The sequence below is a fragment of the Candidatus Mycolicibacterium alkanivorans genome (assembly GCF_022760805.1).
Classification (GTDB): domain Bacteria; phylum Actinomycetota; class Actinomycetes; order Mycobacteriales; family Mycobacteriaceae; genus Mycobacterium; species Mycobacterium alkanivorans.
Map to the genome: position 1 here is coordinate 442,746 of NZ_JAIVFL010000001.1, position 13,655 is coordinate 456,400.

Consider the following 13,655-nt stretch of genomic DNA (forward strand, 5'->3'; position numbering starts at 1 on the left):
TTTAGTTAGGAGCCTACGTGTTCGCCTGGTGGGGTCGAACTGTGTACCGATATCGGTACATCGTGATCGCCGTCATGGTCGCGCTGTGCCTCGCCGGTGGTGTCTACGGAGCCAGTCTCGGCAAGCACGTCACCCAGAGCGGCTTCTATGATGAGGGCAGTAAATCGGTGAAGGCGTCGCTGATCGCCGATGGCGCGTACGGCCGTGACACGTCCGGCCACATCGTCGCGATCTACACCGCGCCGGACGGCAAGACCGTCGACGATCCGGCCTTCAAGAAGAAGGTCCTGGACAACCTCGCGCAGGTCCAGAAGGACCACCCCGACGAGATCCTGCGGTCGATCGGCTACTTCAAGAATCCCGAACTGCTGTCGAACATGGCCGACGCGGACAAGAAGCACGCGTTCATGTCGATCCAGCTCAAGGGCAACGACGACGACACCATCCTGAACAACTACAAGAAGGTCGACAAGGACTTCTTCGACAAGGGCGTCGATGTGAAGCTGGCCGGCCTGCAGCCGCTGGCCAGCGAACTGACCGGCACCATCGGGGAGGACCAGCGCCGCGCCGAGGTGGCCGCGATCCCGCTGGTGGCGGTTCTGCTGTTCTTCGTCTTCGGCGGCGTGATCGCCGCCAGCCTCCCGGCCATCATCGGTGGTCTGTCGATTCTAGGTGCGCTGGGCATCATGAGGCTGATCGCCGATTTCACCCCGGTGCACTTCTTCGCCCAGCCCGTCGTCACGTTGATCGGCCTGGGCATCGCGATCGACTACGGCTTGTTCATAGTCAGCCGGTTCCGGGAGGAGATCGCCGAGGGCTACGACACCGAGGCGGCGGTACGCCGCACGATGATGACGTCCGGGCGCACGGTGGTGTTCTCCGCTGTGATCATCGTCGCGTCCTCGCTGCCGCTGCTGTTGTTCCCGCAGGGCTTCCTCAAGTCGATCACCTACGCGATCATCGCCTCGGTCATGCTCTCGGCGATCCTGTCGATCACGGTGCTGTCGGCGATCCTGGCCATCCTCGGCCCGAACGTGGACGCACTCGGCGTCCGCACCCTGCTGAGGGTGCCGTTCCTGCGTAACTGGCCGTTCTCCCGCAAGATCATCGACTGGTTCGCCGAGAAGACGCAGAAGACCAAGACCCGTGAAGAGGTCGAGCACGGCTTCTGGGGCAAGCTGGTCAACCAGGTGATGAAGCGGCCCATCATGTTCGCCGCCCCGATCGTCATCTTCATGATCGTGCTGATCATCCCGCTGGGGAAGCTGGCCCTCGGCGGCATCAGTGAGAAGTACCTGCCGCCCGACAACTCGGTGCGCCAGGCCCAGGAGGAGTTCGACACGGTCTTCCCGGGCTTCCGCACCGAGCCGATCACGCTGGTCATGAAGAGCAACGACGGCCAGCCGGTCAGTGATCAGCAGGTCGCCGAGATCCGCAGCCGCGCGATGGCCGTCAGCGGGTTCACCGACCCGGACAACAACCCCGACGCGATGTGGAAGGAACGGCCTTACCTCGACGGGGCCTCGAAGGACCCGTCGGTGCGCGTCATCCAGAACGGCCTGATCAACCGCAACGACGCGAACAAGAAGATCAGTGAGCTGAGATCCATCACGCCACCCAAGGGCGTCTCGCTGTACGTCGGCGGTACGCCCGCGCTGGAACAGGACAGCATCCACAGTCTGTTCGCCAAGCTCCCACTGATGGTGCTGCTGTTGATCACCACGACGACGATCCTGATGTTCCTGGCGTTCGGGTCGCTGGTGTTGCCCATCAAGGCGGCGTTGATGAGCGCGCTCACCCTCGGCTCGACGATGGGTGTGCTCACCTGGATGTTCGTCGACGGGCACGGCTCGGGCCTGATGAACTACACGCCACAGCCGTTGATGGCGCCGATGATCGGCCTGATCATCGCGGTGATCTACGGCCTGTCCACCGACTACGAGGTCTTCCTGGTGTCCCGCATGGTGGAGGCCCGTGAACGCGGGATGTCCACCACCGAGGCGATCAGGATCGGTACCGCCACCACCGGCCGGCTGATCACGGCCGCGGCCCTGGTGCTGGCGGTGGTCGCCGGTGCGTTCGTGTTCTCCGACCTGGTGATGATGAAGTACCTCGCTTTCGGTCTGCTGATCGCACTGCTGCTGGACGCCACGATCGTCCGGATGTTCCTGGTCCCGGCCATCATGAAGTTGCTCGGTGACGACTGCTGGTGGGCGCCGCGCTGGATGAAGCGCCTGCAGAACAAGATCGGGCTCGGTGAGACCTACCTGCCCGACGAGCGCAAGCGTCCGGTGGTGCGCGAGACCGCCGACGCGCTGGTCGGTGCTGGCGCACCGGCGCCGACCGAGGACCGTCGTCGCCCGGTGCATGATCCGACCCATCCCGGTGGCGAAGCGCGGCCTCGTCCGCGCGTGGTCGGCCGGGCCGAGTACCAGGCGCCGGCAGCACGCCGGGAGGCTCCGTCGGCGGCGGGAACCGCCCGCATGGCAGACCCTCAGGCCGTGCCCGCCAACGAGGCCCCGACCACCCGGTTCGCGGTGGCCAAGAACGCCGTCAAGAACGCGGTGAGCAACGCCACCGCGGCGGCGCGGTCCAACCGGACCGACCCGGCGCCGACGCCGGACCGCGAGATCGAGTCGTGGCTCGGTGAGCTGCGGGGTAAGCCCGGCACGGCTGCACCGGCGCAGCCCCAGCCGGCCGCGGAGCCGACCAACGTGATCCCGACACCCGAGGACGCGACGACGGCGATCCCCGCGCAGCGTGACCAGAACGGCACCGATGACCTGCCGCCGACGATCTCGGCCGAGGAGACCCGCGCGATCCCGGTGAGCAAGCCGGAGCCCAGCGAGTCCGATGTGGCCACAGAGAAGCTCAACGCCCGGGGCAAGAAAGAGGGCGAAGACCGCCCGCGCCGCGGCGGCGGAGTCAGCGCGGCGGACCTGCTCCGCCGCGAAGGCCGCCTCTAAACGCCCCCCTAGTCGTCCCGGCCGGCCTTCGGTGGCACGGTGTCGGGATGCGCCACGATGACCACCGCGTCACTGGCCTCGAGCTCGGCGGCCTCTTGGTCTGGGTTGTCGGCGATGAGAACCCGGGTGGCGCTGTTGAGGAACGCCAGCAACGGCACCGCCAGCAACGCCCCGACGATGCCCGCCAGCACACCGCCGGTGGTGATCGCCAGCACGATCGCCAGCGGGTGGATCGACACCGCACGGCCCATCACCAGCGGCTGCAGCACATGCGCTTCCAACTGCTGGACGGCGATGATCAACCCGAGGGTGATCAGCGCGTAGACGAAGCCCTTGGCCAGTAGGGCGACGACGACGGCCAGAAAGCCGCTGACCACGGCGCCGACCAGCGGAATGAAGGCGCCGAGGAACACCAGCGACGCCAGTGGCAGCGCCAGTGGCACACCCATGATCGCCAGGCCGGTGCCGATGCCGACGGCGTCCACCAGGGCAACCAGGAAGGTCGCGCGCACGAAGCCGATCAGCGATCCGAACCCGGCGCGCCCGGCATCGCGGACCCGATCGCGGGTCTGGACCGGCACGATCCGGGTAATGAAGGAGTAGATGTTGCGGCCGCCGTGCAGCAGGAAGATCAGCGTGAACAACACCAGGAAGGCGCCGGTGACGATCTCGGTCAGCGTGGCCGCGGTGGACAGCGCACCGGTGGTCAGCTTCTCCTGGTTGTCCCGCAGCGCCTTGATGGCGGTGTTGCCGGCGTTGTCGATCTGTTCACGACTCAGGTGCGCCGGTCCCTCGATCAGCCACGCTCGGAGGCTGTCGATACTGCGGGTGACCTGTTCCACCAAGCCCGGTAGGCCCGAAACGAATTGGCTGACAACGAAAGTCAGTATCCCGCCGAACACCCCGACGCCGCCGAGGATCACCAGCGCCACCGCACCGCCCCGCGGTGCGCCACGCCGGTCCAGCCAGTCGACGGCCGGCAGCATCAACGCGGCCACCATCGTGGCGAGAGCCACCGGCACGATGATGACCTGAAGCCGGCCGACCAGCCAGATCAGCGCCGCGATCACGCCCCCGATCACCAGCAGACGCCACGACCAGGCTGCCGCCTTACGGATCAGTGGATCAACCGAATCGTCGTCCGAAACCCGGGTCGGCGGCATGCGGCCAGCCTAACTAACCGTCGCGACCGGACACCCCGCGGCGAACAGCGTCGACAGCATGAGTCGCCGCTACCCTGAACGACGTGTCCCACGACCCGCCGGTCGATGCCGCCCGCGAGGAACACAAACCCCCGGCACGCGGGAAGTACTGGTGGGTCCGCTGGGCGCTGATCGCCCTCGCGCTGATCGTGCTCGCGGTGGAGGCCTCGCTGGTCTGGGACCAGCTATCCAAGGCGTGGATGAGCCTGCTGTCGGCGAATTGGTGGTGGGTCCTGGCGGCGGTCGCGGCGGCGATGCTGTCGATGCACAGCTTCGCGCAGATCCAGCGGACGCTGCTGCGCTCGGCCGGGGTGGTGGTCCACCAGTGGCGCTCGGAGACCGCGTTCTACGCCGGCAACGCGTTGAGCACGACGATGCCGGGCGGGCCGGTGCTCTCGGCCACCTTCGTCTACCGCCAGCAGCGCACCTGGGGCGCGTCACCGGTGGTGGCCTCCTGGCAGCTGGTGATGTCGGGGGCGCTGCAGGTGGTCGGCCTGGCGCTGCTGGGCCTCGGCGGCGCATTCCTGTTGGGTGCCAAGAACAATCCGTTCTCGCTGCTGTTCTCCCTCGGCGGCTTCGTCGCCCTGCTGCTGCTCGCGCAGGCGGTGGCTACCCGACCCGAACTGATCGACGGCATCGGTGTCAAGGTGCTGGGCTGGGTCAACTCCGCGCGCGGTAAGCCACCCGAGACGGGCTTGGTGAAGTGGCGCGAGACCCTCGAGCAGCTCGAGTCGGTGAGCCTGAACCGGCGCGAACTGGCGGTGGCGTTCGGCTGGTCGTTCTTCAACTGGGTCGCCGACGTCGCCTGCCTGGCCTTCGCGGCCTACGCCGCCGGCGGCAGGCCATCACTGGCCGGACTCACCGTCGCCTACGCGGCCGCCCGGGCGGTCGGGTCCATCCCGCTGATGCCTGGTGGGCTGCTGGTCGTCGAGGCTGTGCTGGTCCCGGGCCTGGTTTCCAGCGGTATGACGCTGCCCGACGCCATCTCGGCGATGCTGATCTATCGCCTGGTCAGCTGGATCTTCATCTCGGCCATCGGCTGGGTGGTGTTCTTCTTCATGTTCCGCACGGAGGGGGCCCTGGACCCCGACGCCGTCGTCGACGAACTCGCCGGCGACGATCCGCCGAACGGCCACAACCCGGCCGACACCGCCCTGCAGGGACCTCTGCCACCGTCCGATCCGGCGCCCGAGGACGACCCCGATCGGTGAGGCCGGCAGGTGCGGCTGTGATTGGATTCGATGATGAAGCGCGGGACGGTCGGTCCGGTGCTCATCGCGCTGGCATCGTGCTCCGACGTCACCGACGAGACAATCACCAACCGGCTTACCGGCATGGGCGTGCTCGGCGAACTCGAAGCCGGCAAGCCCGAGAGAATGCGGACCGGTTTCGAGTTGAGTAACCAAACCGACGTCAGCCCGCTGGTTTTGGATGTGAGGACATATGGAAACTCGTAACACCACACGGCCCGCTGTACTGGCCCTGTTTGCCGACATCGCCGGCGTCGTCGTGTTCTGCACGATCGGCCGCCGCAGCCACGCCGAGGGACTGACGTTAGGCGGCATCGCCGAAACGGCGTGGCCGTTCCTGTCCGGGACATTGATCGGCTGGCTGATCGCCCGGGCGTGGCGTGCACCGACTGCCGTGGCGCCGTCCGGACTGGTCATCTGGCTGTCCACCGTCGTTGTGGGAATGTTGTTGCGGAAAGCCAGTTCTCAGGGCGTCGCGGCCAGCTTCATCGTGGTGGCCTCGCTGGTGACGGCGCTGCTGCTGATCGGCTGGCGGATGGCGGCCGGCCTGATCCGCCGGCGCAGCGGCTAGCCGGCGTTTCCGGCTCGGGCGACTGTTTCCAGCGCGGTCGACACCGTCAGCGTGGCGCGCAGGCCGCCGAGTGGACCGTCGGAGAGCTCGATGCGGCCGCCGTGCAGCGCCGCCTGTTGAGCCACCAGCGCCAAACCGAGCCCGGATCCGCCGGCCGCCGCGGTGCTGCCGCGGGCGAACCGCCCCAGAACCGCCTCGTGCTCTTCGGCAGGCAGCCCACGCCCGTTGTCGTCAATGGTGATGGTCAGCTGCGGCTCGTGGCGGTGCACGGTCAGCACGACCCGGGTGGCACCACCGTGGGTGATCGCGTTGCGCACCAGGTTGTCCACCGCCAGACGTAGACCCGCCGGCCAGCCCCACACCGTTCCGGCGTCGTCGGCCTCGACGGTGATCTCGACCTCACCACCGGATCGCGTGTTCTCCCGCGCCACGCGGTCGAGCATCTCGGCGACGTCGATCGGTTCGCGATCCTCGGCGCGAGCCAATTGCCCGGAGGCCAGCTGCCCGAGCGCGGTGATGATGGCCTCGACGCGTCGTTGCGCGCGGGACAGGTCGGCGACCACTTCGGCGCGCTCGTCATCCGGCAGGTCGTGGATCCGCAGGGTGTCCAGGTCGGCGCGCATCGCGGTGAGCGGGGTGCGCAGCTCGTGGGCGGCGTTGGCGGCGAAGTCCTGCGCGGCCTGCAGCGAATTCGTCGTCGCCGCTTGGGCATCGGCGAGGCGGCGCAGCATCTGGGCCATGGCCTCGGAGAGGTCTTCGGCTTCCCTGGCACCGTGCACCGGCTCCAGGTGTTCGCTGCCCTTGCCCAGCCGGCGGGTCTGCTCGGTGAGTTTGTGCAACGGTCGCACGGCCGGTCCGGCGAGGATCCAGCCCAGTCCGGCCGCCACCAGGAGAGCCAACGAGCCGATGAGCACATAGATCGGAATTCGCGCGCGGCTCAGCAGAAGGCTGTCTTCGCGGATGCCGATCGAGACCAGGATTCCGCCCGCCTGCTCGACGAGCACTGTGCGGACCCGGTAGTCGACGCCGTTGACCTCGACGGTGGCGGTGCCGGGCGGCAGCGGCGGAAGCTGGAAACCGCGCTGGAAAACCACCTGGCCGGTGGACCGCGACCGCCCGGTGGTCAGCACGCCATGCTTGGCGTCCTGCAGCTGCTCCGGGTACATGCTGGCGTCGACGATGGAGTCCAGCCGCCGATCCAGTTGTGCCGCGTCGTTATTGGCGAGCACGAAGGAGGTGAGCACGGCCAGCAGCGCTACGACTATCGCGGCGGCCAGGGTGGCGGCGATCGCGACGCGGGTCCGCAGCGAGGCGCTACGGCCCGGCCACCTCACGGCTCGGCCCGCAGAACGTACCCAATCCCACGAACCGTCTGGATCACCCTCGGCACCCCGTCGCGTTCGAGCTTGCGCCGCAGATAACTGATGAACACGTCGGCGACGTTGGTGTCAACGTCGAAGTCGTAGCCCCAGACCAACTCGAGAAGTCGCTGCCGGGACAGCACCACACCGGCGTTCTCGGCCAGTACGGCCAACAGGTCGAACTCGCGCTTGGTGAGCTCGATCCGGTCGCCCTGGACGAACACCAGACGGCGCGCGGTGTCGATCATGAGCGGGCCGATGGTGATCGCATCGGATCCCTCGGCGGAATGCGACGCGCGGCGCAACAGGGCATGCAGCCGCGCCACCAGCTCGCCGAGATCGAAGGGCTTGGTCAGATAGTCGTCGGCGCCCGCCTCCAGACCGGCGATCCGGTCATTGACGGTGTCACGTGCCGACAGCACACAGATGGGGATGTCGTTGCCCAGCGCCCGCAGGGCGGTCACCACCGCCACACCGTCGAGCTCGGGCATCTGCACGTCGAGAACCAGGGCGTCATGGTTCTCGGTCGACAAGAGCCGCAATGCTTCCTTGCCGGTCGCCGCGACCCGGACGTCGAACCCGGAATGTCGCAAACCGCGCGCGACGGAGATCTGTACGTCCGGGTCGTCGTCGACCATGAGGACGGTGCGGCCTGCGCTCTCCTGCGCGGGCTGTTGCCCTACCCGCACCGCTACTTAGGAGCCGGGTAGATTGGCGCCGGCACCGCAGCGATTCTTGATGTCGACCAGCGGCTGGCGGATGCCCTGCAGGTCGGACCTCACCGACGGGTTGTAGTCGAGGTACTGCTGCACCTGGGTCCGGATCTGGTCGCGCGGAGCGCCCTCGAGACCGGTGAAGAAGGCGTTGACGTCCGGATGGGTGAACAGGTACGCCGACGTCGCGGCCGACACACCCGCCGCCACACCGGCGAGGTCGGCGGCGGTGCAGTTCGGGGGCTGATCGGCCAGCGCGGACGGGGCCGTGCCGACCAGGATCGCGCCGGCGACAGCGCCCGTGCCGATCACTCCGACGACCGCGCGACGGGCCAGACGGGCATTAAGCAACATGCTCGGACTCCTTAATGGGGTTACGGAGAAGCCGTATCAGTAAGGGCTACTGACCAGGAAAGCTAAGCAGAAACGGTGCTGAGTTTCCTGCCTTGAGCTTAAACAATCGTGAGAATATCCGAACCCACTGGTCAGGCGCCCACTGGACGCGCGCCATGAGCACGCTCAGCGCGTGGTGTGGGGCAACGGTCCCGGTAGCGGCCCGCTGCCGGCCGGAACGGCGGCGGGCGACGTGGCCACCGCACATCCTGCCATCCCGGCCCGGTGCAGACCACTTCGCGAACGGTCACGGACGGCTGCAGAACAGGTCTCGATACAGCTAAACCGCCGATCACGACGGGTCGCCGTACCGGTGCTGCGGTAGGCTCGCACCCACAAAACCCGGAGAGAATGCGGGGAGATCGCCATCCAGCAGTTCATGATGCGCCTCAGTAGCAACCTGCGCAGATTCCGCTGGCTGGTCTTTGCATGCTGGTTGCTGGCCCTCGTGCCGGCGTTGTACCTGGCGTCGACCCAGTCAAATCACCTCACCGGTGGTGGCTTCGAGGTCGCCGGCTCGCAGTCCCTGCACGTCCAGTACCAACTCGAGGACCACTTCCCCGAACAGGGCGCCTCCCCGCTCGCCCTGGTCGCCGCACCGCGGGCCGACGCGTCCTTCGAGGACATGAAAAAGGCCGTCGCGCAGCTCGAACAAGCCGCCAAACAGGTCCCCAGCGTCTCGGTGGTGCCCAACCCAGCCCAGCCGACGCCCGCACCGGACCGGCCCTACGTCGTCTCGCTGCGGCTGGACTTCGACAACACCGGCGCCGTCGACGTCGCACGCCAGCTGCGGCAGAAGATCGGCGTCCGGGGCGACCAGCCGGGCATGACCGACAACGGCCGGGTCCGGCTGTACGTCATCGGGCAGGGCGCCCTCGGCGCGGCGGCCCAGACCAGCACCAAGCACGACATCGCCGAAGCCGAGCGCTGGAACTTTCCGGTCGTGCTGATTGTCTTGCTCGCGGTGTTCGGTTCGCTGGCGGCCGCGGCCATCCCGTTGGCACTGGGGGTGTGCACGGTCGTGGTGACCATGGGTGTGGTCTACGCGCTGTCGACGCTGACCAGCATGTCGGTGTTCGTGACGTCGACGGTGTCGATGTTCGGCATCGCGCTGGCGGTGGACTACTCACTGTTCATCCTCATGCGATTCCGCGAAGAACTTCGCGCCGGGCGCGACCCCAAGCAGGCCGCCGACGCGGCGATGGCCACCTCGGGTCTGGCGGTGGTGCTGTCCGGACTGACCGTGATCGCATCCCTGACCGGCATCTACCTCATCAACACACCCGTGCTGCGCTCGATGGCCACTGGGGCCATCCTGGCCGTGGCCATCGCGGTCCTGACCTCGGCGACGCTGATTCCGGCGGTACTGACCACCTTCGGCCGGGCTGCGGCCAGACGCTCCTCGCTGCTGCACTGGTCGCGTCGCGCGGAGACCACCCAGTCCCGGTTCTGGACCCGCTGGGTCGGTGAGGTCATGCGCCGGCCGTGGCTGTCGGCGTTGTCGGCGACGGCGGTGCTGCTGGTCATGGCCGCCCCGGCGTTCTCGATGGTGCTGGGCAACAGCATGCAGCGGCAGTTCCCGTCCGCCCACGAGATCCGGGGCGGTGTGGCGGCGGCGGCTGAAGCGCTGGGGCCCGGCGCGCTGGGCCCGGTCCGAGTGCTGGTCAGCTTTCCCGACGGCGGCGCCTCCGATCCCAAGCACGCCCCCGCCCTCGAGGCGATCGGCACCGAGATGGCGCAGGCGCCGAACATCGTCTCGGTGTCGACGCCGGTGTTCGCCGACAACAACAGCAGCGCGCTGATCTCGGCGGTGCTGTCGGTGGATCCGGAGGACCTCGGTGCGCGCAAGACCATCGACTGGATGCGCGCGAACCTGCCGAAGGCGCCCGCCGCCGCGGGCGCCCAGGTGTACGTCGGCGGCCCGACCGCGCTGATCAAGGACTTCGACGACGAGGTGTCCAGCACGCAGCCGCTGGTATTCGTCTTCGTCGCACTGATCGCCTTCGTGATGCTGCTGATCTCGGTGCGGTCGGTGTTCCTGGCGTTCAAGGGCGTGCTGATGACGGTGCTCTCCGTCGCCGCGGCCTACGGCAGCCTGGTGATGGTGTTCCAGTGGGGCTGGCTGGAGGATCTGGGCTTCGGGAAGATCACCTCGATCGACAGCACCATCCCGCCGCTGGTGCTGGCCATGACGTTCGGCCTGTCCATGGACTACGAGATCTTCCTGCTCACCCGCATCCGGGAGCGTTACCTGCAGTCCGGTGACACCCTCGACGCCGTCGCCTACGGTGTGGCCACCAGCGCGCGCACCATCACCAGCGCCGCGCTGATCATGATCGCGGTCTTCATCGGGTTCGCGTTCGCCGGCATGCCGCTGGTCGCCGAACTCGGGGTGGCATGCGCCGTCGCGATCGCCGTCGACGCCACGATCGTCCGGGTGGTGCTGGTGCCGGCCCTGATGGCGATGTTCGACCAGTGGAACTGGTGGCTGCCCGGCTCGCTGGCCAAGGTCCTGCCGTCGGTGGACTTCGAGAAGCCGTTGCCCAAGCTCGACCTCGGCGATCTGGTGGTCATCCCCGACGACATTTCGACGATGGTGCCGCCGTCGGCCGATCTGAAGATGGTCGTCAGGGGCGCGGCCCGGCTCAAGGATCTGGCGCCCGACGCGATCTGCGTGGCCGACCCGATGGCGTTCACCGGCTGCGGCCCTCTGGACAGCGAACTCGCCGGCCGGGTGAAGGGCAGCGACGACGCCACCCGGCACGGCCCACAACGCATTCCCGCAGGCGGTGCGCCGACGGTCGAACGCAAGCTCATCAGGGCCTACCGGGCTGCCCGCCCGGCCGCACCCCGGCCGGTCCACCCCGTCACGATGTGGCGGGGACGGCTCTCGATCGCCCTGGATGCCTTGGAGACCGAAGCCGACCTCCCGCATCCGACCGTGGAGCGGCTGAGCCCGGTCGAGACCACGAACGTGCAGTTGCCCACCGGCGACCGGTTGCAGATCCCGACGTGCGCCGAGACGCTGCGGCTCAAGGGCTACCTGATCCTGATCCGCAACACCAGGTCGGACTTCGCCGAGCTGGCCGACCTGGTCGACGTGATGGACGTCGACCCCGCCGCCACGGTGCTCTCCGGGATGGACCGGTACTACTGTTCTGGGCGATCTGAGCAACAATGGATTACAACCCAGTTGGTGCGCCGGCTCGCCGATCCCGACCCGTCCGACGTCGACGACGATCGCTGGGCCGGTCCGAAGGGGGCCGCCGAATGGACGAGGATCAGGCAGCGCTGCCTTTCGGTGGCAGTGGCGATCCTGGAGGAGGCGAGGTGACGGTGACGGCCGACCCGCACAGCGACGAGGTCCCCGCACCGCGCTCCCCCGAGTCGTTCGACAGCCGTCCCGTCGAGTTCTGGGCGACGTCCTCGATTCGGTCGGCGCTGGAGACCGGTGACATCACTATCTGGCAGCGCATCGTGGTGGCCATCAAGCGCGATCCGTACGGCCGCACCGCCCGCCAGGTCGAGGAGGTGCTGGAGAACTCCCAGCCCTATGGCATCGCCAAGGCGCTCTCGGAGGTGCTGGTGCGGGCCCGCAGTCACCTGGAGGCCAACGAGCGCGCCGAGGCGGCCCGCCACGTCCGTGTGCTGCTGGATCGCTCGGGACTGGGCGAGCAGGAGTTCGCCTCCCGTATCGGCGTGGCCCCGGCGGATCTGGCCAGCTACCTCGGCGCCACGGTGAGCCCGCCGGCATCGCTGATGATCCGGATGCGCCGGCTGTCGGACCGGTTCGCCAAGATGCGCGCGCAGCAAGCGAACGACGAAGACTGACGCCGACGCGTGGACCAATCCGGATTCCGCTGCGCTGCAACATATTCTGCGTGACAGCCTTGCCTGAAGGGCAATTGCGCCCGGCTCATCGGGAGTTGATGGGCGCGACGTCGAGGACCAGCCACTGGCCGTCCTGCTTCGTCAGTCCCACCCGCAGCGCCAGCACCGCGGTGTTCGGCGGCTGGCCGGGCTGACTCTGGGTTCCGCGGATGATCACCGCGACGCTGGCGGCCGAGGGACCCAGTGCCTCCAGGCCCGCCGAGATCGTCTGCGCCTGGGCCGAGACGTTGCGCTTGGCCAAATCGGCTGTGGCCTTTCCGAATTCGTTCTTGAAAGAGTCGGCACGCTCGGGTGCCATGAAGGCGGCGGCCCGGTCGATCGATGACATCGGGTCGGCCGGGGTGAAGGTGGCGGTGGCCTCGGACACCGCGGTGGCGATCCGCACCACCTCGGCGGAATCCCGGGTGAAGTCGCGGTCGGGCAGCGTCCAACGCGTGTAGCCGACGACCACCGCGACCGCCAAGGCCACGGTCGCCAGCCCGACCACGGCAAGACGCAGCCCCGGACCGTCGTCGTCGGTGCCGACCGTCACCGAATCGCGCCGGTAGACAACGAAGTTGACGACCATGCCCTCGACGATCAGCAGGCACAGCATGGAGCACACCGACACCCACCACAGCGGCCAGCCGAGGACGACTCCGATGGCCAGCAGTGCGGCGATGGCGGCCAGCGGTGCGGCGACGTCGAAGACCAGAACACGCGCCAGGTTCCTCATCGCAGCGACTCCAGCCGCGAGATCATCAGCTTGCCGTCGACGTCGGACACCCCCAGGCGAAGGTTCCAGCGCACCGTCGTGGGGTTGTTCCCGGCGTTCTCACTGACCGACGTGGCCACCACCAACACCGTGTCGGTGCGCTCGGCGAGCGGCGGTGGCAGCGTCGGGGGGGCCGGTGGGCGCTGTCCGGCCACCACGTCGAGATCGTGGTGGACGGCCTCCACCGACGCCGACTCGATCTTCCCGGTGGTGCGCGCCCGCAGTGTCTTGACCACCTCCCGGTACGGCTTGATCGAGGCTTCGAAGTCGGAGTTGAGGTCCCCGACGGTGCCGTCGTGCAGTTTCTGCAGGCTGGCGTCGACGTTGTCGACGTTCATGTTGATCAGCACACCGGTCCACGCGGCCGCGGCGGCCAGCACCCGGCTCTGGTAGTCCCGCTCGTGGGCTGCGCTGCGGTGATCCGACCAGATCAGTGCACCCAGCACGATGGCGACCACCCCGATCGCCGCGAGCACGACCGAGGCGACACCGTAGCCGGAGAACACCTTGGCCATCGTCGTACTCGCTCCCGCCGTCGTCTCATCCGCCTCGGG

12 protein-coding genes are annotated in these 13,655 nt (G+C 68.0%); 6 read left to right on the top strand and 6 right to left on the bottom strand.

Annotation, left to right across the window (positions count from 1 at the left end; genetic code table 11):
• The first annotated feature begins 17 nt into the window (after positions 1-17).
• Positions 18-2,966: a trehalose monomycolate exporter MmpL3 gene (mmpL3, locus tag K9U37_RS02230; protein ID WP_243070338.1), complete on the top strand. Its 2,949-nt coding sequence runs from the start codon at positions 18-20 to the stop codon at positions 2,964-2,966.
• An 8-nt stretch (positions 2,967-2,974) separates the two neighbouring features.
• Here the strand turns inward: mmpL3 and K9U37_RS02235 are convergent, their stop codons facing one another.
• Positions 2,975-4,129: an AI-2E family transporter gene (locus K9U37_RS02235; RefSeq protein ID WP_243070339.1), complete on the bottom strand. Its 1,155-nt coding sequence runs from the start codon at positions 4,127-4,129 to the stop codon at positions 2,975-2,977.
• Between the two features lie 83 nt (positions 4,130-4,212).
• Between K9U37_RS02235 and K9U37_RS02240 the strand changes: the two genes are divergently transcribed.
• From K9U37_RS02240 to K9U37_RS02250, 3 genes are read left to right on the top strand one after another with little or no spacing between them, the layout of a single operon-like run.
• Entirely contained in the window at positions 4,213-5,379 is a 1,167-nt protein-coding gene (locus K9U37_RS02240; protein WP_243070340.1) for a lysylphosphatidylglycerol synthase transmembrane domain-containing protein, read from the top strand.
• Between the two features lie 30 nt (positions 5,380-5,409).
• Positions 5,410-5,625, top strand: a complete 216-nt coding sequence (locus K9U37_RS02245; RefSeq protein WP_243070341.1) for a hypothetical protein — start codon at positions 5,410-5,412, stop codon at positions 5,623-5,625.
• A complete protein-coding gene (locus K9U37_RS02250) occupies positions 5,612-5,989 on the top strand; it encodes a DUF3054 domain-containing protein (protein ID WP_243070342.1) in 378 nt (125 codons plus the stop codon). Before K9U37_RS02245 ends, K9U37_RS02250 begins: the two co-directional genes overlap by 14 nt.
• On the opposite strand, the gene K9U37_RS02255 is transcribed toward K9U37_RS02250, so the two are convergent.
• The 3 genes from K9U37_RS02255 to K9U37_RS02265 are packed head-to-tail and all read right to left on the bottom strand — an operon-like array spanning position 5,986 to position 8,417.
• Positions 5,986-7,323, bottom strand: coding sequence for a HAMP domain-containing sensor histidine kinase (locus tag K9U37_RS02255; protein ID WP_243070343.1), 1,338 nt, complete (start codon positions 7,321-7,323; stop codon positions 5,986-5,988). The two genes, K9U37_RS02250 and K9U37_RS02255, sit on opposite strands and share 4 nt — an antisense overlap.
• Positions 7,320-7,988, bottom strand: a complete 669-nt coding sequence (locus K9U37_RS02260; RefSeq protein WP_243073185.1) for a response regulator transcription factor — start codon at positions 7,986-7,988, stop codon at positions 7,320-7,322. Before K9U37_RS02260 ends, K9U37_RS02255 begins: the two co-directional genes overlap by 4 nt.
• A 57-nt stretch (positions 7,989-8,045) precedes the next feature.
• Complete coding sequence (locus K9U37_RS02265) at positions 8,046-8,417, bottom strand: heme-binding protein (protein ID WP_243070344.1); 372 nt, start codon at positions 8,415-8,417, stop codon at positions 8,046-8,048.
• Positions 8,418-8,835: 418 nt separating this feature from the next.
• Here K9U37_RS02265 and K9U37_RS02270 point away from each other — a divergent pair, with 418 nt between their 5' ends.
• Positions 8,836-11,790: an MMPL family transporter gene (locus tag K9U37_RS02270; RefSeq protein ID WP_243070345.1), complete on the top strand. Its 2,955-nt coding sequence runs from the start codon at positions 8,836-8,838 to the stop codon at positions 11,788-11,790.
• Positions 11,787-12,287 (top strand): XRE family transcriptional regulator, encoded by a 501-nt coding sequence (locus tag K9U37_RS02275; RefSeq protein ID WP_243070346.1) that lies wholly within the window; start codon positions 11,787-11,789, stop codon positions 12,285-12,287. Before K9U37_RS02270 ends, K9U37_RS02275 begins: the two co-directional genes overlap by 4 nt.
• An 85-nt stretch (positions 12,288-12,372) precedes the next feature.
• On the opposite strand, the gene K9U37_RS02280 is transcribed toward K9U37_RS02275, so the two are convergent.
• On the bottom strand, positions 12,373-13,062 hold the full coding sequence (locus K9U37_RS02280; protein WP_243070347.1) for a hypothetical protein: 690 nt from the start codon (positions 13,060-13,062) through the stop codon (positions 12,373-12,375).
• Positions 13,059-13,616: an Rv1363c family protein gene (locus K9U37_RS02285; protein WP_243073186.1), complete on the bottom strand. Its 558-nt coding sequence runs from the start codon at positions 13,614-13,616 to the stop codon at positions 13,059-13,061. Before K9U37_RS02285 ends, K9U37_RS02280 begins: the two co-directional genes overlap by 4 nt.
• Positions 13,617-13,655: the final 39 nt, after the last annotated feature.